Here is a 20,897-nt window from a genome sequence, read left to right on the forward strand (position 1 = left end):
CACGAGGGCATGGACCACGAGGGCATGGACCACGAGGGCATGGACCACGAGGGCATGGACCACGGCGGTGGTCACGAAGGCATGGACCACGGTGGTGAGGTGGCCGGGCTGCCGATGGCCTCGACCGGCCCGGACCGGGACGGGCTCGAACTCGACGTTCTGAAGGTGGCGCTCGGGCCGGTACTGCCGGGCTGGCCGACGGGTCTGGTGTTGCGGGCGGATCTGCAGGGTGACGTCCTCACCTCCGCAGAACTGGCCTGGCTCGACGCCGGCACCGCCCCACCCGCCCAGCAGCAGTCCGACTCCCAGCGGGCCGCACTCGACCGGCTCGCCCGCTTCCTGGACGTGGCCGGCTGGCCGACGGCTGCCCGAGACGCGCGCCGCGCCCGGGACGGGGTGGCCGAAGGGGCCAATCGAGAGGAGATGCAACGGCTCGCCGAGGCCGTGGCGCGGCGGGTGAGCCGGTCGCGGACCTTGGCGTGGACGGCCGGCGGCATCGGGAGGCGCGGGTCTGGGGGAGACGCCCTGGACCGGGTTCGGCGTTGGTGCGACATGGCGTCGGGGCAGCCGGTCGAGGACTTGCCCGCGATGTCACTGGACGGCGTCGCAGCCCTGGTGGAGGGCGCGGAGATCGGGAGCGCGCGGCTGATCGTGGCCAGCCTCGACCTAAGCCCGGTGTCCGCGGTGTCGGCTCCGGAGCACCTGCATGCCTGAGCAGACTCTGGCGGAGGCGTGGGGGCTGGCCCGGGCGGTCCTCGGGGTCGTGGGGGTGGGACTTGTCCTCGGTCTCGTGGTGGCGGCGGTCGACCGCGTCGTCGTCTTCGGCGCATCGGGGGCCGCTGTCGAGCCGATCCGCTCGAGCGCGCGTCTGCTGGTCGAGCAGCGGCGGACGACGCTGGCGCCGGATCGGCTGCTGTGGCGAATCGGGTGCGTCGCTGTGCCGACACTGGCGCTGCTGTCTCTCGCGGTGGTGCCAGTGGCTGGCCGGACCCTGTGGTCGACCAGCGCCGATCTCGTGTGGTTCAACGCCATGGAGGCACTGCTGTGGGCGGCGGTGTGGCTGGTCGGCTGGGGCCCGAACGCCGTCCATGCCCTGACCGGCGGCTATCGATTCCTCGCCCAGGGCTTGGCCTACGAGCTGCCGCTGATGTTCGCGCTCATCACGGCTGGCCTGGCGGCCGGCTCACTGCGCACGACGGACGTCGTGGCCGCGCAGGAGAGCCTGTGGTTCGTGGTGACGATGCCGGTCGCCTTTGTGGTCTTCGTGGCCAGCGCTGCGGCCTTCGCGTTCTGGGGGCCGTTCGCCGCACCGGCCGCAGCTGACATCGCCGGCGGCGTCACCTCGGAACTGTCCGGAGTGGACCGGCTGCTGGTGGAGGCCGGTCGCGCCGTCTTCCTCGGCGCGAGCGCGGCCATGGCGGCGGCGCTGTTCCTCGGCGGCGACTCCGGCCCCTGGTTGCCTGGCCCGCTGTGGCACCTGCTGAAGACGCTGGCCGTTGTCGCTGCTCTGGTCTGGGTGGGACGACGGATGCCGGTGCTGCGGCCCGACCGCACGGTGGAGGTCGGCTGGATGGTCCTCGTCCCGCTGACGCTGCTGCAGGCGCTGGTCGTCGCCGTGCTCGTTCTGAACGGCTTCTACGCGTGAGGAGGAGCCGATGCTGAGCGACCTCTCCGGCTGGGCGATCACGGCAGTCGCCGTCCTCGGTGTCCTGTCGGTCGCCGCGGGGGTCGCCGTCTTCGTCGTCGATTCGATGGCGCGGGCGACCTTCGCCCTGCTGGCGTCGTTCCTCGCCGTGGCGGGCATCCTGCTCGCCCTGGATCTGGTCTACCTGGCCGTCGTGACGGCGCTGATGATGACGATCGAGATGGCGATCATGGCCGTCTTCATGATCATGTTCATGATGAACCCGGCCGGGCTCATGCCGATGACGATGGTGCACAACGCCAAGGGCTCGGCCGGAACGGGTGCGGGTGCGTTCGTCGTCCTCGTCGTCGGTATCTGGACGATCGACTGGCCGACGCGGGACACCTCCCGCCCGGCTGACAGCACCCGCCAGCTCGGCGAGGCGATCATGGGCAGCCACATGCTGGTCATGCTGGTGATCGGCGTCGGGCTGTTCGCGACGATCCTGGCCGGCACCGTCCTGGCCACCGCCCGCGGTCGCTACGACCGCTTCGGCGCCGGTCTGACGGCGCAGCGCCCGGACGACCCGGTGCCCGGGGGACTGCCCCGATGACCGCCGAGATGGTGCTGCAGATCGTGCTGACCGTCGCCGCGGGCCTGATCGGTGTCGGGCTTTTCGGGGCGTTGTCCCAGCAGACGATCGTCATGGTGATGATGGGTCTGGAGCTCGTCCTCAACGGCGTCCTGCTGGCCGGGGGAGCGGCCTGGTACTTCCTCGCGCCGGAGCTGCCCGACGCTCAGATGCTGGTCGTCGTGGCGCTGGTGGTCATGGCGGTGGAGATGGCCATGGGCTTCGCCGTCACCGTCGCCTTCTACCGGGCCCGGCAGCTCGACATGATCGACATGGCGTCGGACCTGCGCGGATGAGCGCCGTCCTCGGCGCGCTGGTGCTGCTCCCCGCCCTGACCGGCGCGGGGCTGCTGGTTACCGGGCGGGGGGTCGACCGCGTCGCCGGTCCGCTGGCCGTGGCCGTCACCGGGGTCGGCGTGGTGCTGGCAGCGCTGGTGGCCGGGACCCGACCGCGCCTGTCGGTGCCGTTCCTCGGAATCGTCGAGGGTGGTGATCTGCGCCTGGTCGTCGACGGGCTCTCCGCCGTGCTCGTCGTCCTGGTCGCGGGGATCGCCCTGCTGGTCACCGTCTTCGCCATCGCAGACTTGCCGTCCGACGCCGCCCGAGGACGATTCTTCGGCTACCTGCTGCTGTTCGTCGCGGCCATGCTGGCCACGGTCACCGCGGCAACCTTCCCCACGCTGCTCCTGGCCTGGGAGGTCATGGGGGCGACCAGCTATGCGCTCATCGGCTACCACTGGGACGAGCCGGGCAAGCTGGCCGCCGGCACCCGGGCGTTCGTGACCACCCGGGCCGGTGACCTCGGCCTGTACGTCGCCGCCGGGGCGGCGCTGGCCGCGACCGGGAGCTTGGTGCTGGCTGATCTGGAGATCGCGGACGGCGGCTGGGCGGACGTGGCCGCGGCCGGGGTGCTGGTCGCCGCGCTCGGCAAGTCCGCGCAGCTGCCCTTCTCCGCCTGGCTGTCGGCGGCCATGCAAGGCCCCAGTCCGGTCAGCGCCCTGCTGCACTCGGCGACCATGGTCGCCGCCGGTGGGTACCTGCTGATCCGGATGCAGCCGCTGCTGGCTGCGACCGGTTGGGCCGCGACGGCGGCGGCGTGGGCGGGGACGTTGACGGCGCTGGTCCTGGGTGCGGTGGCCGTGGCGCAGACCGACCTCAAGCAGTTGCTCGCGGCCAGCACGGCCGCGCAGATCGGATTCGTCGTCCTCGCCGCCGGGGTGGGTGCCACCGCTGGCGGCACCGCCCAACTGGTCGCGCACGCCGCGGTCAAGGCCGGGTTGTTCGTCGCCGCCGGGGCCTGGCTCACCGCGCTGGGCACCAAGCAGCTGGCCGGTCTGCGTGGCGCCGCCCGCCGGTATCCGGGAATGGGGGCAGCGGCCACCGTCGCCGCCCTCGCCCTGGCCGGTGTGCCACCGCTGTCGCTGTGGGCCACCAAGGACGAGGTCCTCGCCGGTGTCGACGGAGCGGCGCTGACGATCGTCGGCCTCGCCGCCGCCGCGGTCTCGGCGATCTACGCCGGTCGGATCCTGGCCGTCGTCCTCGCCCGACCGGCCGGCGAGGAGGCTCTCGACGAGGAGGAGCTGGGCACCCGGCGCGTCCCGGCGCTCACGACTGTCGTCGCCGGCGTGCCGGCCGTGTTCGCCGCCGGGCTGGGTGTGCTCGCGCTGCCGGCCGTGGCAGAGCAACTCAAGGCGGTCCTGGACGTGGAGGGGGAGCCGTCCCCGGGGCTGAGGGAGCTGCTGCTCTCCGGGGCGCTCGCGCTGGTGGCCCTGGGGCTGACCGTCGCCGTGGTCCGGACCCGCCCTGCCGTCATGGAGCAGCTATCCCGCGGTCCGCTGTCCCGGTGGGCCGGGCTGGGACGGCTGCTCTCGCCCCGGCCGGCCATGGCAGTCGCCCGGGCGCTGGCAGTTGTCGACGACAAGCTGATCGACCGGGCCGTCATGGGGGTGGCCCTCGGCGCCCGTCGGCTCGCCGGTATGGCGTCCCGGGCGGACGACAGCGTCCTGGACGGCGCGGTGTCCGGCGTCGCCGCGGCGACCCGCCGCACCGCTGCCGGCTCCGCGCGGATCGACACGGGCGTGGTGGACGGCCTCGTCCGTGCGACGGCGAGGGCGTTCCGCCGCGCGGGCAGCGCCGCCCGCCGTCCGCAGACCGGGCTGCTGCACCAGTACTACGCCCAGGCCGTCGTCGGTCTGGGGTTCCTGCTCGTCCTGCTGCTCGTGGTGAGGTAGTCGTGCTGCTGACCGTCGTGATCTTCCTGCCGTTGCTGGCTGCTGGTGTGCTGCTGGCATTCCCGAGGATCCCCAGTCGCGCGGCGATCGGGGTGTGGGTGGCTGCCTCCGCCGTCGACCTGGCGCTGGTCGGCTGGATGTGGTGGCGCTTCGAGTCCGGCGAGGGCGCCTCGGGAGTCGTCGACGGCCTGGCGTACGAGGCCGACGTGCAGTGGATCCCGACCGTCGATGCGGGCTACCACGTCGGCGTCGACGGGCTCTCCCTGCCGCTGCTGGCCCTGACCGGGGTGCTGTTCCTGGCCTGCGCCATCTACTCACTGCGCGAGCCGGACCGGCCGCACACCTACGCCGCGCTGTTCCTCTTCCTCCAGACCGCCTGCCTGGGCACGTTCGCCTCGCTCGACCTGATCCTGTTCTTCGTCTTCTTCGACCTGTCCATCGTCGGGATGTACTTCGTCATCGCCGGCTGGGGGCACGGCAACGCCCGACGCAGCGCGCTGAAGTTCTTCCTCTACACCTTCATCGGGTCGCTGGCGCTGCTCGTGGGGTTCATCGGGCTGTTCCTCGGCAGCGAGGAGCGCACCTTCGACATGGTGGCGCTGGCGGAGAACCCGCCGCTCGCGGACTCCCCGGTCGCCGGCGGCCTGGTCCTGCTGGCAATCGGTCTGGGGCTGGCGGTGAAGACGCCGCTGTTCCCGTTCCACACCTGGTTGCCCGACGCGCACACCGACGCACCGGCCGCCGGGTCGGCTGTGCTTGCCGGGATCCTGCTCAAGCTCGGCACCTACGGGTTCGTGCGGATCGCCATGCCGATCCTCCCCGACGCCTGGCAGCGGTGGGCCATGGTGGCCGTCGTCGTCGGGGTGATCAGCGTGCTCTGGGGCGCCTTCGTCGCGCTGGCGCAGACCGACGTCAAGCGGATGATCGCCTACACCTCGGTCAACCACATGGGCTACGTGCTGCTCGGCCTGGGCGCAGCCGGCCTCGTTGCCTCCGCCGACGAGGAGGCGCGAACCGTGGCCACGGTCGGGGCGATGTACCAGATGGTCAGCCACGGCCTGCTCACCGGCGCGCTCTTCCTGCTCAGCGGCGTCCTGTGGTCCCGCGGACACACCTACGCGTTCGACCGCTGGGGCGGCCTGGCGCGGCCGGCGCCCGTCTTCGCCGCCTGCTTCGCGATCGCCGCGTTCGGCTCCCTGGGGCTACCCGGGTTCTCCGGGTTCATCGCCGAGTTCCAGGTGTTCACCGGCGCCCTGCAGGCCGCGCCGGTGGCCACGGTGATCGCCGTCGTCGGCATCCTGGTCACCGCCGGGCTGTTCCTGCTGGCCCTACAGCGGCTGCTCACCGGCGACACCGTCGTCCCGTCCGAGCCAGACCCCGACAAGCCGGGGGAGGGCCCGGGTCCGGAGCGGACCGACGGCGGGACGGCGACCACCACCCAGCCGCGGACAGCGACCCGGATGAAGGACCTGCGCGGTCACGAGCTGGCCGCGATCATCCCGCTCCTCCTACTCGCCCTGGTCCTGGGGCTCCTCCCGCGTGCCCTGCTGGACGTGCTGGAGCCGGCCGCCATGGCGGTGGTGCAGCTGGTGAGCCGGTGACCGGCATGTCCGGGGGTAGCGAGCGGGTGCTCGCCCTGCTTCCCGAACTGCTCCTGCTCCTCGGCGCCGTCAGCGGCCTGCTGCTGGGCCTCTGGACGCCGCAGCACCGGCAGTGGCGGGTCCGGCTCCTGGTCACCGCCGCCTGTCTGGCCAGTGCGATCGCTGCTGCTGCCGCGCTGTCCGAGCCTGCGGAGCGGGTGTTCGAGGGCACCTGGGTCATTGACACCACCACCGGCGTCGTTCGGATCGTGGTCGCTCTCGGTGTGGCTGTCCTGGTCTGGTTGGCGTCGGCCTCGCTGGCCGGACATCCGCGGGAGACCGAGGCCTACGTCCTCATGCTGCTCGGTGGGCTCGGCAGCATCGCGCTGGCCGCCAGCGGCGACCTGCTCCTGTTGGTCGCCGGCTACCTGCTGGCCAGCGTCCCGCTGTACGCGCTGGCCGGCTTCGCCAAGGACTCCGCGGGTGTCGAGGCGACGATGAAGTACTACCTCATGGGTGCCTTCGTGGGCGTGCTCATGCTGATCGGCGTCGCCGCCCTGGTGCTCGCCGCCGGTACGACCAGCTACCTCGACCTCGCCGCACAGCTCCCGGAGGCATCGCCGGCGCTGCTCGCGGTGGGCGTCCTCGGCGTGCTCGCCGGGGTCGCCTTCAAGGCCGGTGCCGTGCCGGTGCACTTCTGGGTGCCCGACGTGACCGCCGGCACCACACCGCCGATGGCCGCCTACCTCACCACGATCCCCAAGATCGGCGCGGTTGCGGCCGCCTTCCGCCTGCTAGCCGAGCCCTTCGCCGACGTCCCGCTCGACGTGCCACTCCTGGTCGCCGTCATCGCCGCAGCCAGCATGACCCTGGGCAACCTGGCCGCCTTCAACCAGACCGACGTACTCCGCCTGCTGGCCTACTCCACGGTCAGCCAGGTCGGCTACCTGTTCATGGTCGTCGCCGTCGCCGCCCGCACCGACCTCGCCGTCCCGGCCTTGGCGATCTACCTGGCCGGCTACGCGGTGACCAACATCGGTGCCTTCGCCGCCGTCGCGGCGGCCCCGGCGGCCCGCACGATCACCGATTGGGCGACCGCGGTGGGACGCCACCGCTGGCTGGTCGTCAGCCTCGTCGTCTGCCTGCTCGGCCTCGTCGGGACCCCACCGACCGCGATCTTCATCGGCAAGCTCGCTGTCTTCGCCGCCGCCTGGGACGGCGGGCTCGCCTGGCTGGTCGTCATCGCGGCCGTCAACACGGTGGCGAGCCTCTTCTACTACCTTCGCTGGATCGCCCCCGCGTTCGCCGGGGTGCCGGCAGCACCGTCTATGCAGGAGGGGGCGGGCAGTGGTCCACGGACCGCGGCGGGCACGGCGCAGCGGACCCGGCGTGGCGTCCCGACCGGATTGCTGCACGGAGCCGCGGTCATGTCCCTGCTCCTCGGTCTGGGATCGGGGTGGTGGCTCGCCTTCGCCCTGTCAACCTGACCGAGGACGACGACCCCGGACGTCGGTGCATCAACTCGGCGAAAGATTTGGAGTGCAAAGCGATGCCCGCGTCGACCTGCCGTCGGTCGGTGGCGCGACTGACGGCAGGTCGCGGCGAGCAGCAGTTATGCGGCTTGCAGGCAGACAGCACGGACGCCGAGGGCGTCGGCCAGCAGCCCGCCGACGCCGGGGCCGACTGCGGCCAGTCCCGCCAGAGCGGTCCACGCGGAACGCATCGCCCGCGGGTGCGGTCGGTGACGTGCGACTGGAGCAGGTTGGGTGGACCTCAACGGCGTCGCAATTTCGCAGCGTTCCGCGACGAACTGATTCTGGCTAGCGGGCGACTGCGCCGCCCCGCGGTCTGAGGAACTCAGACCTGACGAAGATTGGCGGGACTGACCGCGGACAGCAGGGCGACCACCTTTGCCAGCTCGTCCAATTCGGCGCGGCAGGCAGCGCACTTGTTCAAGTGCGACCTGACGGTGGCCCGCTCCTCGGCGTCGCCGTGGCCTAATGCGAAGACGCCGAGCTGCTCTCGCAGCTCACGATGGGTCTCGCGAGGTGAGTACCTCACGGTGCCACCTCCTGGACTCCGTTGAGGTCTTCCACGTTGCGGTCTTGAGCAGCTCTATTAAGCGGTCTTGAGCAGCTCTATTAAGCAGGATAGTAGCCGGGTTTGAGCCGCCTCGGCCAATCCGGCACACGCGACTGTCAAGCAGATTCGCGGGCGTCCGCTGGTGGGCCCGTCCCGGGAGCAGGACTCGAGAGGGTCGAGGTATGCGGTTTTGCCGTGTTGCAGGCAAGCCGGTCCACGGTCCCAGGAACGAAGTCCGCTCCATCCCGGCCGAGGTCACCCCCGATCGGTAGGTCGGGACGGTGGGCAGTCAGCAGGGAGGCTCCCGGTTCCTCGGATTCCTGCGGCCCGGGGGCCGATTGCGGAGGGCATGGCGAAGGTGCCGGTCTATCCGTCGCCGTCGTCACTGAGGGCCGAAGGGCTGTGGGCTGGCCCGATTCTCTCTGATCCAGCGATCCCTGACATCAGCAATCCAGCGGTGAGCTGTGGACGGTCGAAGGGCAGCGCGTGGGTGCCCTCCACACGGGTGGTCTCTATTCCGGCCGCGAGTTCGAGGTCGAGGACATCCCCGGGCAGCACCGTCTCGTCCTGCTCGGCGACAATCACGTGCACCGGGTGGCGCGGGCTTCGCAGCAGGGCAGGCAGCGGATTGTCCTCCCAGATGCTCCACAGGGCATCGCGGTAGGCCGGGTAGGAGTGCTGCACCCCCTCACGGGCGACCTCCTCGGGGACGTCCGGTTCCAGCCGCGGAGCGAGTCGGGCAAACGCTGGACGGAGCAGGCACATGGTTCCGCAGACGAGTCCGCCGAGACCGGAGTCGTCGACTGTGGCCCGTGCCAGCCATGAGCGGCGAGCGAATCGCGCCCGGGCCGTATCAGGGTCGGCGAAGACAGCAGGTTCAACCAAGGTCAGACGGGACACCTGCTCGGGCGCTCGCTCGGCGACCGCGGCGGCGACGAGGCATCCCCAGCTGTGTCCAACGAGATGTACCCGGCCGAGTCCGTGGTGTCGGATCAGCCTCAGGACGGCATCGGCCTGGTCGGCGAGACCAAATCTGGTGCCGAGCCGCATCGAGGAGCCGAAGCCGAGCAGATCCGGCAGGAGCACCTCGTGACCGGCCTGCGCCAGCAGTCGGGCGGCCGGCCGCCACGTCGCGGCCGTCGCTCCCAACCCGTGCAACAAGATCAGTGGGTCGCTCGCGGACGTGCCGAAATGCTCGTGCGCCAGCGAGCGGGTGCGCGGATCGATCTGGGGCCGTATGATGCCGGCGCCGCCGATCCCCAGGGCCGGTGGCAGCCCGGCGGTGGCCTCGGCGTGTCGGGCGGCTAGCCATCGCTGCAGTAAGAGAGCGTAGCCCCCCGCCGCGGTCAGGGCGAGGACGAGCCAGGTCGTGTCCCCGCCCGGCATGTAGTGCGCACTGACATGCCCGAGGGCCACCACGTCCATCCATCGGAAATGCGGCACACCGAGCCGGAAGATCAGGTCGGGCCACATCGCCCAGAGGTGGAACAGCAGGACGGTGATGAGTTGCCCGCGGGCGGGCCGTGCGGCCACGAGTAGGTGCAGGCTCTGCCAGAGTGCGGTGGCCAGCAGCGCAACGAGGAAGTGCGTGGCCCAATGGAAATGGGCATCGTGAGCGGAGTAGGAGGTGTAGAGCGCCACTTCCGCGCCGACCAGGACCACGGCCTGGACGAGGAGCGTCTGCGAACGAAGTGGCCGGTAAGTCCGCGGCCACTGTCCTCGAGCCCGCCTCATGGCACCCACTTCAGGATCGTCGTGACCTCGAAGGCGTTGACCAGGTAGGCGGGGTCGAGGGTGGAGTAACGCACCTGCCGTCGGCTGTCGACGACGGCGTAGCCGATGCCCGGACCGCCGTCGACGGGGGTGGGCAGGGCAACCGCATCGGCAAGGCGTCCGTCCGGATCGACGACGACCTCGACGAGTCCTGGGTCGACCAAGGCGGCGGGCGGCTCCGGAAGGATGAGTCGTACCTCGACGCGGCGCGGCACCTCGCCGAGCCAGCTAGCCAGTTCCTGCCGGTCGGGTGGCTCTCGATCGAACAGGAGCACCACGGGACTGCGGCCGAACTCAACACCCGCAACGGTCGACGGCACCAGAGGGCCGTCGAGCAACAGCCCGTCGCGCTGGCGTGCCGGATCGGGTTGATCCAGCGGTCCGGGCGGGCGCACCAGGACCACGACCACGAATGTCAGGGTGACGGCTAGAGCGGCCCACCACGCCAACGGAACCCAGGACGGCAGTGGGGGCCGCCGGCCCGGTTCCCGGCCCCAGTCGTCGTCCGTCGACCTGGAGCGGTCGGATTGCGTGGGAGTCATCACTGCACAGGATCACTGAAGCCTGGGTCAACGGCTGAACGACAAAGCGGACCACCCCATGGAGGCCCTGCCGGAGAAGAACGGGAGGAACTCGGTAGGCCGCTCGTGAAGGGTGTCGCGGGTACTGGCACTCGACAGTGCGGTTCGGTTGCTGGCCATGGTCCACAGGGCCGAGTCGCCGTCCACAGATGCAAGCCGGTGCCGGCCGCCGGGCTGCCCCTGCTTGTTCCGTAGACGTACCAATGGCTGCCTGTAGCAGTCATCCCGCTGGCAGCGGGTGGTCGGAGCCGAACGATGGAGGTTTGCGATGGCGAAGCCACGGAGACGGCAGGCGGGCGAGGGCGGGATCAGCGAGTACATGACCAAAGCTGGTCCGCGCTTCCTGATCAAGTTCACGGCTCAGCGGGCGGACGGGACAAAGCGCGTCGTCCTCAAGCGCGGCTTCAAGACCAGGAGGGACGCCGCTGCGGCTCTGCGCGCGGAGGTCCGTAAGGCGGAGATGGGGGAGTGGGTCGAGCCGTCGAAGCAGCGTCTCGATGCATACCTCGCCGAGTGGATCCAAGGACAGCGGCTCAGCCCGGCCACGCTGGCCTCCTACCGGAAGAACATTCGGCTGCACGTCGATCCATACCTCGGTGCACAGCCGGTCGCCCGGCTCACCGGTCCGTCGGTGGACGCCTGGATGCGCATGCTGGAGGAGTCCGGCCGAGCCGACGGCCAGGGCGGCCTCTCCGCGCGCACTGTGCGCTACGTGTTCACGATCCTTCGGTCGGCACTGGGCGACGCGGTCAAACAGGGCCGGCTCTCGGTCAACCCGACCGACCGATCGACACCGCCGAGCCCGTCGGAGGCCCGGCCTCCGGAGATGCAGGCCTGGACGGCCGCCGAGCTCGGGCGCTTCCTGCGCTGGGCGCAGGCTCGCGATGCGGACCTCGCCATGGGATGGCGGCTGCTGGCCGCGACGGGGATGCGCCGCGGCGAGGCGCTGGCCCTTCGCTGGCGGGACGTCGACCTCGACGCCGGCCGGCTGCAGGTCCGGCGCAGCCTCGGCGTGGTCAAGGCCAAGGGCGCCGGTGAGCAGCTCGTCGAGGGGTCGACGAAGACCGGCCAGGCACGCGTGGTGGACATCGACGCGGACACGGTCGGCAGCCTGCGGGCCTACCGCGCGGCCCGAGGCCGGCTGGCGCTCGATCTGGTGCGCGACGCCGCGCTCGTGCTGGGCAATCTCGAGGGCACGCACCGCCATCCCGAGCGATACTCGCGCCGGTTCGTCGAGCAGGTCGTGCAGGCACGCCGGGCGCTGGGGGAGGACCAACTGCCCAGGATCCGGCTGCACGACCTGCGCCACACCCACGCCACTCTGCTGCTGGCCGCCGGCGAGCCGGTGAAGGTGGTCTCCGAGCGCCTCGGGCACGCCAGCGCGACCATCACGCTCACCGTCTACCAGCACGTGCACCCCGGCATGGGACGCCAGGCGGCCGACCGGTTCGCCGCGCTGCTGAGGGGTTGACCGGCCGCGCGAAGTATCACGCGGGTATCACGAGCCGGTTCAGGCCGTGGACACGACGTCGCCCCGGGCTCCTGACCTGCAGGAACACCGGGACGATGTGGTGTCCGAGGGGGGACTTGAACCCCCACGCCCGATAAAGGGCACTAGCACCTCAAGCTAGCGCGTCTGCCATTCCGCCACCCGGACGAGTGCGTGGAGAAGACTACCTGACCGCCGGGTGCCGATCACGCACCCCCCGGCGGCGTCGTGGCGGGTCAAACGGCGGCCAGCGCCACCCGCCCGCGGCCGCCCCTCTTGGCCTCGTAGAGAGCCGAGTCGGCCGACGTGTACAGCCCGCGCCGGTCGCGGGAATGGCGCGGCAGATGGGCCACCCCCAGGCTGATCGACAGCGCCACCAGTGAGCCGTCCGGCAGCGCGAGGGGCTCGGCCCGCACCGCCTCGAGCAGTTCCTCGGCACGGCGGGCGGCCACCTCGCGGGCGCACCCGGGCAGCAGCACGGCGAGCTCGTCCCCGCCCAGCCGGGAGAGCACGGCGTCGTCGCTGCGGATGCGGCCGCGCAGCACCCGGGCCAGGTGCACGAGCACGTCATCGCCCACCGGGTGGCCGTGCGTGTCGTTGATCGCCTTGAACGAGTCGACGTCGATGAGCACCAGGGCCGTGCCGCCGGGAACGGGCCGGTCGAGCGCGAGCTCCAGCGCGTCGTCGAACGCGCGCCGCGTGGCCAGGCCGGTGAGCGAGTCGACGGTGAGCTGCCGCTGCAGGGCCGCCACCAGCCGCTCCTGGGTGCGGTTGGCGCGCACCAGCAGCGCGGCGATCGCGACCAGCAGGGCGCCGAAGAAGAGGAAGTCGGCCAGCGCCGCCGGCGTGGGCAGCAGCACCAGCAGGGTCATCAGGTCCGCGGCCAGCGCGCTCGCCGTCACCAGCACCACCGCCGGCCTCCGCAGGTGGACGGCGCTCCACAGCACGGGGAACGCGTAGAACGCCTGGGAACCGGCGGAGACGTCGGAGGTGAGGAGGTTCAGCGCGCCGATGAGCACCACGCTGCCCAGACCGAGCACCAGGCCCATGTGCCACCGGTCGAGCACCGCGGGGTCCAGCAGCGCGCACGTCGCCGCAGCACCGACGAGCGTGGCCACGCCGATCCAGTGCACGACCAGTGCCGGGGTGCCGCCGTCGGACTCGTAGAAGACCGGCAGCACCAGCAGGATCACCGCACTGACGGCCAGCAGGGCTGCGGCGTGCTGGGCGGCGGCACGGGGCTCTCGGGCGCCGAAGGCGCGCAACGACCTCACGCACAGGTGATCGGCCGGTGAAACCGGACGGTATAGGAACGGTTCACCCGTCGGGGGCAGGCAAGCCGCCGGTGCGGCACGATCGGGCGCATGGCCGAGACCCCCGCCCCGCTCGAGGGTGCCCAGTCCGAGGTGGCCGAGCTGCTGTCCGAGCTCATCCGCATCGACACGACCAACACCGGGAGCACGGCCACCAGCGCGGGGGAGCGGGTGGCCGCCGAGTGGGTCGCCGGCAAGCTCGACGAGGTCGGCATCGAGTCGGTCATCCACGAGTCCGAGCGGGGCCGGGCCAGCCTGGTCGCCCGCATCCCGGGCGCCGACCGCAGCCGGCCCGCGCTGCTGGTGCACGGCCACCTCGACGTCGTTCCCGCCGATCCGGCCGAGTGGAGCGTGCACCCGTTCTCCGGCGAGGAGCGCGACGGCTACATCTGGGGCCGGGGCGCGGTCGACATGAAGGACATGGACGCCATGGTGCTGGCGCTGGTGCGCGACTGGGCCCGCACCGGCGTGCAGCCGCCCCGCGACGTCGTGCTGGCCTTCGTCGCCGACGAGGAGGCCGGCGGCAAGCTCGGCGCCCACTTCCTGGTCGACGAGCACCCCGACCTCCTCGAAGGGTGCACCGAGGCGATCAGCGAGGTCGGCGGCTTCTCGATCACCGTCCGCGACGACCTGCGCCTCTACCTCGTGCAGACCGCCGAGAAGGGCCTGGCCTGGATGCGGCTCACCGCCGTCGGCAAGCCCGGCCACGGCTCGATGCTGCACGAGGACAACGCCGTCACCCGGCTCTGCGAGGCGGTCGCCCGCATCGGCAGCCACCGCTTCCCGCTCACCCTCACCCCGCCGATGCGCCAGTTCATCGAGGCGGTCGAGGACGCGTACGGCGTCGAGATCGACCCCGCCGAGCCCGAGCACGCGCTGGCCCGGCTGGGCAGCATCAGCCGGATGATCGGCGCGGCCCTGCGCAACACCGCCAACCCCACGATGCTCGACGCCGGCTACAAGGCCAACGTCATCCCCGGCACCGCGAGCGCCACCGTCGACGGGCGTTTCCTCTACGGCCAGGAGGAGGAGTTCGAGCGCCAGCTCGCCGCGCTGGTCGGCGAGGGGGTGCAGCGCGACTGGCTGGTGCACGACCAGGCCGTGGAGACGACGTTCGACGGGCCGCTGGTCGACCAGATGGTCGCCGCGCTCAAGGCCGAGGACGACGGCGCCCGGCCGGTGCCGTTCACCATGAGCGGCGGCACCGACGCGAAGAGCTTCCAGCGCCTGGGCATGCGCTGCTTCGGGTTCTCACCGCTGCGGCTGCCGCCGGACCTCGACTTCGCCTCGCTGTTCCACGGCATCGACGAGCGGGTGCCGGTGGAGTCGCTGCGCTTCGGCGTCCGGGTGCTCGACCGCTTCCTCCGCCACGCGTGATGTGATGCCGACGCGACCGAGCGTGCGAGGTCGCGCGACGGCAGAGCACCCAGGGGCACGCGCCGGACGAGCGCCAGCGAGGATGGGCGCGTGACCGACACCACTCCCGCACCCCGCCCCGGTTCCGTCGCACTGATCACCGGAGGGACCGGCGGCTTCGGCCGCGCCCTCGCCACCAAGCTCCGCGAACGCGAGGTCACCGTCGTCCTCGCCGACCTCGACAGCGAGCGCAACCGGCAGGTCGCGGCCGACCTGGGCTGCGAGTTCGCCGTCCTCGACGTCACCGACCGTGCGGCGAACGAAGAACTGGTCGCCCGTATCGAGGGTGACCACGGCCGTCTCGACGCCGCCTACCTCAACGCCGGCATCTCCGCGGCCAAGAGCGACGACGTCCTCGACCTCGACGAGTTCATGCGCGTGGTCGACATCGACCTGTTCGGCGTCGTCTACGGGGTCGCCGCGGCCCGCCCGGCGATCAAGCGCGCCGGGGGAGGGGCGATCGTCGTCACCGCGTCGCTGGCCGGGCTCTCGCCGATGGCCACCGACCCCGGCTACAGCGTCGCCAAGGGCGGGGCGATCGCCTTCGTCCGCTCCATGGCCCCGCGCCTGGCCGCCGAGGGGACGACGATCTCCGCGATCTGCCCCGGCTTCGCCGACACCGCGATCATCGACCGCATCCGCGACCAGTTCACCGCCGCGGGATTCCCCGTGCTCACCGCCGAGGAGGTCGCCGACGCGATGATCATGGCGTGGGGGCAGGCCGAGCCGGGCGCGGCCTACGTCGTCCAGCCCGGGGTCGGCACGGCGCCCTACAAGTTCAAGGGCGTCCCCAGCGCGAAGACGGCGACCGGCGAGACCGCCGTCGTCCCGGAGGCGCTGCGCCCGCCGTCGATGCGCTGAGGCTCAGTCCTGCCGGCAGGCGAACAGGAAGGCCGGCGGGACGTTCCACGGGGTGACCCGCCAGCGCACCGAGGTGAACCGCTTCCGCAGCTCGGGCAGCAGCAGCGGTGAGTACTGGATGACGACGGTGGTGCCACCGGGGGCCACCGCCCCGGGCAGCACGTCCAGGATCCGGCGCCGGAGCCCCGGCTCCAGCGAGGTGTAGGGCAGCGCGGAGACGACGACGTCGGCGCGCGCGTCGCCCAGGTGGGCGCCGAGGTTCTCCGCGGAGTCGCAGACCACCTGGACCCGCGGGTCGTCGAACCGCTCGTCGAGCAGCTTCGCCAGCCGGGGGTCGATCTCCAGCGTGATCAGCCGCGCCCCGGGGCGCAGGCGAGCCAGGATCTCCTGCGTCTGCGCCCCGGTGCCCGCCCCCAGCTCGACGACCAGGTCGGCGGCGGGCACGTCGGCCATGTCCAGCATGTCGCGGACCGCGGCGCGCGAGGTCGGCAGCACCGCGCCGACCTGTCGCGGGTGGGCCAGGAACGCGCCCAGGAAGCGCAGCCGGTCGGTCACGTGCTCGATCATGGGTTCCCCTCCCCGGGCCACCAGGAGGGTGACCACCGCTGCGCACCCTGGCACGGCGGGCCCCCCGCGGCCAAGCGGCCCCGGTGACGGCCGTCACGGGGCGTCTGGCAAGGTCGGGCCATGCGTGCATGGCGGGTACACGAACTCGGTGATCCCTCGAAGGTCATGAGCCTCGACGAGGTGGACCGGCCCACACCGGGCGAGGGCCAGGTGCTGGTCAAGGTGCGGGCGGCGGCCCTGAACTTCCCCGACGTGCTCATGGCCATGGGCATGTACCAGGAGAAGCCGCCGCTGCCCTACACGCCCGGCGTCGAGCTGTGCGGCGAGATCGAGGAGACCGGCCAGCGGGTCATCGGCTCGCCGGCCGGGGGCCCGGGCGCCTTCGCCGAGTACGCGCTCATGGACGCCGCGGCCGCCTTCCCGGTGCCCGACGGCATGACCGACGAGAAGGCCGCCTCGCTCTACCTGACCTACCAGACCGGTTACGTCGGCCTGCACCGCCGTGCCCACCTGCAGGCGGGGGAGACGCTGCTGGTCCACGCCGGCGCCGGGGGCGTCGGTACCGCGGCGATCCAGCTGGGCAAGGCCGCCGGGGCCACCGTCATCGCCACCGCGGGCGGGGCACGCAAGACCGAGGTGTGCAAGCAGCTTGGCGCCGACCACGTCATCGACTACACGACCGAGGACTTCGTCCCGATCGTCAAGGAGGTGACCGGGGGCCGCGGCGCCGACGTCGTCTACGACCCGGTCGGCGGTGACGTGTTCGACAAGTCGCGCAAGTGCATCGCCTTCGAGGGACGCCTGGTCGTCGTCGGTTTCACCAGCGGGCGCATCCCCGAGGCCCCGGCCAACCACCTGCTGGTCAAGAACTACAGCGTCGTCGGGCTGCACTGGGGGCTGTACCGCAAGCACGACGCATCGGTGTTCACCGAGACCCACGAGCAGCTGGTCCGGCTCGTCCAGGAGGGCAAGGTCGACCCGCTGGTCGGCGAGGTGCTGCCGCTGGACCAGGCCCCGCAGGCGCTGCTCAAGCTCGCCTCCCGCGACACCGTCGGCAAGGTCGTGCTCGTTCCGTAGGCGGTTCCCGCGTGTGCGCCCACGCCCGGTTCTGGCGAGCAGAACCTCGCGTGGGCGCACACCTCTACGCTCGACGGCGTCATGCCCCGACCGCTCCCGCTCGCCGACGACCGCGCGCACCTCCGGGCCGACTGCGCACGCTGCGCCGGCCTCTGCTGCGTCGCCCCGGCCTTCGCCGCCTCCGCCGACTTCGCCATCGACAAGCCGGCCGGCACTCCGTGCGTCCACCTGGCGGACGACTTCCGCTGCGGCGTCCACGCCCGGCTGCGTTGAGCAGGGGTTTCCCGGCTGCACCGTCTTCGACTGCTTCGGTGCCGGGCAGCGGATCACCCAGGAGACCTTCGGCGGGCGCAGCTGGCGGGAGCAACCGGAGCTGGCCCGCCAGCAGTTCGCCGTCCTGCCGGTGGTGCGACAGCTGCACGAGATCCTCTGGCACCTCACCGAGGCCGCGGAGCTGCCGGCCGCCGCCGCGCTCGCCGACGAGGCGGTGCGGCTGCGCGCCGAGGTCGAGCAGGCCGCGGCCGGCAGCGCCGACGAGCTCACCGGCCTCGACCTCGGTGCTCTGCGCGGGCGGGTGGGGGCGCTGCTCGGCCGGTGCAGCGCGCTGGTGCGCGCCGGCAGCCGCGCACGGGACCGCCGCGGGGCCGACCTGGTGGGCCGCGACCTGCGCCGCACCGACCTGCGCGGGGCCGGGCTGCGCGGTGCCTACCTGATCGGCGCGGACCTCCGCGGAGTCGACCTGGGGACGGCGGACCTGCTGGGCGCCGATCTGCGCGGCGCCGACGTGCGCGGGGCGGACCTGAGCCGGTGCCTGTTCCTCGTCCAGCCGCAGGTGTCGGCGGCCCGGGGCGACGGTGCGACGAGGCTGCCCGCGGCGGTGCGGCGCCCGGCGCACTGGTCACGGCGCGCGCGGCTCAGACCAGCGGCTTGGGCAGGTAGGAGAGCCGCGCCCGGCGCCGCAGGATGACCTTGCGGGTGCCGTCGGCGTGCAGCTGGAGGCGGGCGAGCTCCCAGCCGCCGACGTCGGACTGCAGGCTGAGCATCGTGGCGGCCGCGGACCGGGAGGTGCCCGGCGGGATGCGCAGCGGCGCGAACTCGTAGTCCCCGGCGGTGTCCATCGGCCCGATTGTGCCTGCCGTTCGTGCTCCGGGCACGTGTTCGTCGTCTCCCTCACACCGTCCCGGCCTGCCGGGACAGCGACTGGACGGCACGATGGGGCCCAGACCGCACCCGCTTCTCAGGGAGGACGACGTGACCGAGCCCGGTTTCTCGAGCGACGTGCCCGACGCCGACCGCGCGGAGCAGGAGGCGTACCTCGAGCCGCCCGCGCCCGCCCGCGCCGCGGAGGTGAACTCACCCTCCGGCGACGTACCGGAGGCCGACGCGCTGGAACAGCAGCTCTCCGCCCGCCCGGGGGAGGCCGGCGCCCCGCGCGGTCCCCTCGGCACCCGCGAGGCCGACGACGCCGACGTGCTGGAGCAGGACGCCGACGTGCCGCTGGACGACGAGGACCAGCCCGGCTGAGCGAGCGTCTCCGCCTCGACCGTCGCGGCGCTGATCCGTGAGCTCCGTGCAGCATGTGCCGGCCAGGTGATCGTCCGCGTCACGCACGGCGACGACCTCGAACGCCTCGGCGACACAGCGCTGCACCCAGGCGAGACGGCGGTCCGGGCGTCAGGCTGAGCAGTCCGGGGACGAGTCGCTCTCTGCCCACCCAGGCGGGGCAGAGCGCTACTGCCCGCGGTACAGCACCCGGTGGGGGGTTGCGCTGGGGCGCGGCTGAGCAGTCCGGGGACGAGTCGCTCTCTGCCCACCCAGGCGGGGCAGAGCGCGACTGTGCACGGCGCACCACCCGGTGGGGTTGGGCCGGCGGGTCGCGGGTCCACTGCCGCCCGGCAGCCATGCGGCCTCCCCGGCCGAACCGGTCGTCGCCGCACCCCTTCCGGGGCGAGGGCAGCGGGTCGGTCCGTCGGCCGGGTGAATCCGGCGCCCCGGGCTGCCACGCCGCTCGCCGACCACCAGAGTGGATGGCGGAGCACGGGGAGGAGCACCCATGACGACGGACGGCGACGGGCGGACGGCGCCCGAGGCCGAGGTGCGCGGTGCCGAGGTGCGCGGTGCCGAGGTGCGCGGTGCCGAGGTGCCCGAGGCCGAGGTGCGCGGTGCCGAGGTGCCCGAGGCCGAGGTGCGCGCCGCCGCCGAGCGGTGGGCCCGGGCCGCCGGGCTGCCCACTTCCGTGCTGGACGAGCCGGCACCGGCGACCCCGTCTACGACCGCCCGCCTCGTGCGCGGGCTGCTGCTCGGGGCGGCGGTCGGCGCCGTGCTGGTGCTGTCGGCCTCGCAGGGCCTCACCGCTGCGCTCTGGGGCCTGATCGCGCTGCTCGTCGGCCTGCTCGTGGGCCGGATCGCGCAGGACCGGCGCCGCCCGGTGCCCCGTGCGGTGCCACGGCGGCTCTGAGCCACTCGTCATCCGGCGGTGGCTGGCCGAATGAGCTCCGCTTTGGTTAGCCTTCCCTAACCCACCGAGGAGGCGTCATGCCGAGCAGCCCGACCCACCCTGCGCCCGAGCGCCGTCCCGAGGCCGCCGCGCTGCGTCCGGAGCCGGCCGAGCGCGCCCGCACGGTCGCCACGCGGACCGCGGCGACGGTATGCGCACCCGGCGTCGAGGGCGGTCGGCTGCTGGCGCACACCGTCACCCGGGCCGGGCAGGTGCTGCTCGTCGTCCCGGCGGACGGGGACATCGCCGGAGCGGTCGACAAGGCCCCCGACCAGGACCTCTCCGCGCTGCTGATGGTCAGCGACCACGCGCCGGTGCCGCTGCGCCGGCCGGTCCGGGGGCAGCTGTGGCTGTCCGGCTGGGCCACGCCCGTCCGTGCCGAAGACCAGCGCGCCGCGCTCCTCGCCTTCGCCGAGACCCGCCCCACGGAGGTGCTGCTCGACGTCGGCCGGGCCGCACGGCTGCTCCGGCTCGACCTCGCCGAGGTGGTGCTCAGCGAGGGCGGGGAGGGTGTCGACGTGAGTCCGCAGGAGTTCGCCGCCGCGCGCCCGGACCCGCTGGCCGCCGTCGAGGCCGACCACCTGCGCCACCTGGCCGGCGCGCACGCCGACGTCGTCGAGCTGCTGGCCGCCCGGGTCCCCGCCGAGGTGGTGGGCCAGGTCGGCGTCGTCCGCCCGCTCGCGCTGGACCGGTTCGGCTTCCGCCTGCGCGTCGAGCGGCCGTTCGGGCACACCGACGTGCGCGTCCCGTTCCCGCGCCCGCTGACCTGCGCCGGGCAGCTCGGGGCCGCCGTCGGCCAGTTGCTCTGCGCCGCCCGAGCGGCCCGGCGGAGCTAGGGCATGTCTCCTAACCGCTTGAGCCAGAGGGTGACCGCGCGCAGGACTGCTGCGGCCCGGTAGACGACGGCGAGCTTGTCGTAGCGGGTGGCCAGGGAGCGCCACTGCTTGTCCTCGTTGAAGGCGCGTTCGACGACGTTGCGTCCGCGGTAGCGCTCTGCGTCGAAGGCCGGTGGTCGTCCTCCGCGGCTGCCCCGACGTATGCGGTGGCCCTTCTGGTCATCCCGTTCGGGGATGCAGGCGCCGATGCCACGCTCGCGCAGCTGGGTGCGGATCGCGCGTGAGGAGTAGGCCTTGTCCCCGGCCACGGTGTCGGGCCGAGTTCGTGGCCGTCCCGGGC

The 20,897-nt window shown here is 72.6% G+C and carries 23 protein-coding genes and 1 tRNA gene; 16 read left to right on the top strand and 8 right to left on the bottom strand.

The window, feature by feature from the left end:
• The 7 genes from BMW62_RS22825 to BMW62_RS20000 all read left to right on the top strand — a co-directional run.
• Positions 1-714: hypothetical protein (locus BMW62_RS22825; RefSeq protein ID WP_211435209.1), on the top strand; the 714-nt coding region annotated here is incomplete at its 5' end.
• 79 nt (positions 715-793) lie between these two features.
• On the top strand, positions 794-1,645 hold the full coding sequence (locus tag BMW62_RS19975; RefSeq protein ID WP_244524179.1) for an NADH-quinone oxidoreductase subunit H: 852 nt from the start codon (positions 794-796) through the stop codon (positions 1,643-1,645).
• Positions 1,646-1,655: 10 nt separating this feature from the next.
• Positions 1,656-2,237 carry an NADH-quinone oxidoreductase subunit J gene (locus BMW62_RS19980; RefSeq protein WP_091934774.1) on the top strand — a complete coding sequence of 194 codons (582 nt, stop codon included), beginning with the start codon at positions 1,656-1,658 and terminating at the stop codon, positions 2,235-2,237.
• Positions 2,234-2,551: an NADH-quinone oxidoreductase subunit NuoK gene (locus BMW62_RS19985; protein WP_170852483.1), complete on the top strand. Its 318-nt coding sequence runs from the start codon at positions 2,234-2,236 to the stop codon at positions 2,549-2,551. Before BMW62_RS19980 ends, BMW62_RS19985 begins: the two co-directional genes overlap by 4 nt.
• The gene (locus BMW62_RS19990; RefSeq protein ID WP_091934776.1) at positions 2,548-4,485 is read left to right on the top strand and encodes a proton-conducting transporter transmembrane domain-containing protein; all 1,938 of its coding nucleotides are present in this window, start codon (positions 2,548-2,550) and stop codon (positions 4,483-4,485) included. The genes BMW62_RS19985 and BMW62_RS19990 overlap by 4 nt, the downstream gene beginning before the upstream one ends.
• 2 nt (positions 4,486-4,487) lie before the next feature.
• The gene (locus BMW62_RS19995; protein ID WP_091934777.1) at positions 4,488-6,086 is read left to right on the top strand and encodes a complex I subunit 4 family protein; all 1,599 of its coding nucleotides are present in this window, start codon (positions 4,488-4,490) and stop codon (positions 6,084-6,086) included.
• 5 nt (positions 6,087-6,091) lie between these two features.
• Positions 6,092-7,552 (top strand): NADH-quinone oxidoreductase subunit N, encoded by a 1,461-nt coding sequence (locus tag BMW62_RS20000; RefSeq protein WP_091934851.1) that lies wholly within the window; start codon positions 6,092-6,094, stop codon positions 7,550-7,552.
• A gap of 370 nt (positions 7,553-7,922) precedes the next feature.
• Here the strand turns inward: BMW62_RS20000 and BMW62_RS20005 are convergent, their stop codons facing one another.
• The 3 genes from BMW62_RS20005 to BMW62_RS20015 all read right to left on the bottom strand — a co-directional run bounded on the left by BMW62_RS20005 (position 7,923) and on the right by BMW62_RS20015 (position 10,330).
• Positions 7,923-8,126: an anti-sigma factor family protein gene (locus BMW62_RS20005; RefSeq protein WP_091934780.1), complete on the bottom strand. Its 204-nt coding sequence runs from the start codon at positions 8,124-8,126 to the stop codon at positions 7,923-7,925.
• Between the two features lie 387 nt (positions 8,127-8,513).
• On the bottom strand, positions 8,514-9,809 hold the full coding sequence (locus BMW62_RS20010; RefSeq protein ID WP_170852484.1) for an alpha/beta fold hydrolase: 1,296 nt from the start codon (positions 9,807-9,809) through the stop codon (positions 8,514-8,516).
• Positions 9,810-9,877: 68 nt separating this feature from the next.
• Positions 9,878-10,330, bottom strand: coding sequence for a hypothetical protein (locus BMW62_RS20015; RefSeq protein ID WP_091934786.1), 453 nt, complete (start codon positions 10,328-10,330; stop codon positions 9,878-9,880).
• A gap of 439 nt (positions 10,331-10,769) precedes the next feature.
• On the opposite strand from BMW62_RS20015, the gene BMW62_RS20020 reads away from it, so the two are divergent.
• On the top strand, positions 10,770-11,972 hold the full coding sequence (locus BMW62_RS20020; protein WP_091934789.1) for a tyrosine-type recombinase/integrase: 1,203 nt from the start codon (positions 10,770-10,772) through the stop codon (positions 11,970-11,972).
• Between the two features lie 98 nt (positions 11,973-12,070).
• Here BMW62_RS20020 and BMW62_RS20025 read toward each other — a convergent pair.
• Both BMW62_RS20025 and BMW62_RS20030 read right to left on the bottom strand, forming a co-directional pair.
• A tRNA-Leu gene (locus tag BMW62_RS20025) sits at positions 12,071-12,158 on the bottom strand.
• Between the two features lie 68 nt (positions 12,159-12,226).
• Positions 12,227-13,264 (bottom strand): GGDEF domain-containing protein, encoded by a 1,038-nt coding sequence (locus BMW62_RS20030; protein WP_244524180.1) that lies wholly within the window; start codon positions 13,262-13,264, stop codon positions 12,227-12,229.
• A 90-nt stretch (positions 13,265-13,354) separates the two neighbouring features.
• On the opposite strand from BMW62_RS20030, the gene BMW62_RS20035 reads away from it, so the two are divergent.
• Together BMW62_RS20035 and BMW62_RS20040 are read left to right on the top strand one after the other, a co-directional pair.
• On the top strand, positions 13,355-14,680 hold the full coding sequence (locus tag BMW62_RS20035) for a M20/M25/M40 family metallo-hydrolase (protein ID WP_091934792.1): 1,326 nt from the start codon (positions 13,355-13,357) through the stop codon (positions 14,678-14,680).
• A 90-nt stretch (positions 14,681-14,770) separates the two neighbouring features.
• Positions 14,771-15,580, top strand: a complete 810-nt coding sequence (locus tag BMW62_RS20040) for an SDR family oxidoreductase (RefSeq protein WP_091934795.1) — start codon at positions 14,771-14,773, stop codon at positions 15,578-15,580.
• A gap of 3 nt (positions 15,581-15,583) precedes the next feature.
• Here the strand turns inward: BMW62_RS20040 and BMW62_RS20045 are convergent, their stop codons facing one another.
• Positions 15,584-16,147, bottom strand: a complete 564-nt coding sequence (locus tag BMW62_RS20045; protein ID WP_091934798.1) for a class I SAM-dependent methyltransferase — start codon at positions 16,145-16,147, stop codon at positions 15,584-15,586.
• 165 nt (positions 16,148-16,312) lie between these two features.
• On the opposite strand from BMW62_RS20045, the gene BMW62_RS20050 reads away from it, so the two are divergent.
• The 3 genes from BMW62_RS20050 to BMW62_RS23320 all read left to right on the top strand — a co-directional run bounded on the left by BMW62_RS20050 (position 16,313) and on the right by BMW62_RS23320 (position 18,191).
• Positions 16,313-17,224: an NADPH:quinone oxidoreductase family protein gene (locus tag BMW62_RS20050; protein ID WP_244524181.1), complete on the top strand. Its 912-nt coding sequence runs from the start codon at positions 16,313-16,315 to the stop codon at positions 17,222-17,224.
• 81 nt (positions 17,225-17,305) lie between these two features.
• Positions 17,306-17,497 (top strand): hypothetical protein, encoded by a 192-nt coding sequence (locus BMW62_RS23315; protein ID WP_244524182.1) that lies wholly within the window; start codon positions 17,306-17,308, stop codon positions 17,495-17,497.
• 133 nt (positions 17,498-17,630) lie between these two features.
• Positions 17,631-18,191, top strand: a complete 561-nt coding sequence (locus BMW62_RS23320) for a pentapeptide repeat-containing protein (RefSeq protein ID WP_244524183.1) — start codon at positions 17,631-17,633, stop codon at positions 18,189-18,191.
• Here the strand turns inward: BMW62_RS23320 and BMW62_RS20060 are convergent.
• A complete protein-coding gene (locus BMW62_RS20060; protein WP_091934805.1) occupies positions 18,139-18,342 on the bottom strand; it encodes a DUF5703 family protein in 204 nt (67 codons plus the stop codon). The two genes, BMW62_RS23320 and BMW62_RS20060, sit on opposite strands and share 53 nt — an antisense overlap.
• A gap of 133 nt (positions 18,343-18,475) precedes the next feature.
• On the opposite strand from BMW62_RS20060, the gene BMW62_RS20065 reads away from it, so the two are divergent.
• The 3 genes from BMW62_RS20065 to BMW62_RS20075 all read left to right on the top strand — a co-directional run bounded on the left by BMW62_RS20065 (position 18,476) and on the right by BMW62_RS20075 (position 20,557).
• Positions 18,476-18,748, top strand: a complete 273-nt coding sequence (locus tag BMW62_RS20065; RefSeq protein WP_091934808.1) for a hypothetical protein — start codon at positions 18,476-18,478, stop codon at positions 18,746-18,748.
• A 529-nt stretch (positions 18,749-19,277) separates the two neighbouring features.
• Positions 19,278-19,682 (top strand): hypothetical protein, encoded by a 405-nt coding sequence (locus BMW62_RS20070; RefSeq protein ID WP_091934811.1) that lies wholly within the window; start codon positions 19,278-19,280, stop codon positions 19,680-19,682.
• Positions 19,683-19,759: 77 nt separating this feature from the next.
• Complete coding sequence (locus BMW62_RS20075) at positions 19,760-20,557, top strand: DUF2470 domain-containing protein (RefSeq protein WP_091934813.1); 798 nt, start codon at positions 19,760-19,762, stop codon at positions 20,555-20,557.
• Here the strand turns inward: BMW62_RS20075 and BMW62_RS20080 are convergent.
• On the bottom strand, positions 20,554-20,897 hold a 344-nt coding region (locus BMW62_RS20080), incomplete at its 5' end, for a transposase (RefSeq protein WP_139206326.1). The two genes, BMW62_RS20075 and BMW62_RS20080, sit on opposite strands and share 4 nt — an antisense overlap.

Origin of the sequence: Blastococcus sp. DSM 46786 (assembly GCF_900109665.1) — a bacterium.
GTDB lineage: Bacteria > Actinomycetota > Actinomycetes > Mycobacteriales > Geodermatophilaceae > Blastococcus > Blastococcus carthaginiensis.